Here is a 315-nt window from a genome sequence, read left to right on the forward strand (position 1 = left end):
CACGGAAGAGGTCACTGGTTCAATCCCAGTATCGCGCACTCCGGACGATTAGCTCAGCGGGAGAGCGCTTCCCTGACACGGAAGAGGTCACTGGTTCAATCCCAGTATCGTCCACCACCGGCCGGGGGCCGGGGAGCCACGGCTCCCCGGCCCCCGGCCGTTTCCCGTCCCGGAGTCGAGGGGCACACCCGGCCGGGGACCGCCCGGGAACGCCGTGTGGCCGGGCACCTCCCCGGTACCCGGCCACCGAGCCGCCCGTCGAACCCCCGTCCCCACGGGGTGATACGGCCGGGATCCCCGGTTCGGGCCGCTCAC

1 tRNA gene is annotated in these 315 nt (G+C 72.1%); it reads left to right on the plus strand.

Going from position 1 to position 315, the window contains the following annotated elements:
- Positions 1 to 42 precede the first annotated feature (42 nt).
- Positions 43 to 117, plus strand: a tRNA-Val gene (locus FNQ90_RS26780).
- Positions 118 to 315: the final 198 nt, after the last annotated feature.

The organism is Streptomyces alkaliphilus (assembly GCF_014141535.1).
GTDB classification, from domain to species: domain Bacteria; phylum Actinomycetota; class Actinomycetes; order Streptomycetales; family Streptomycetaceae; genus Streptomyces; species Streptomyces alkaliphilus.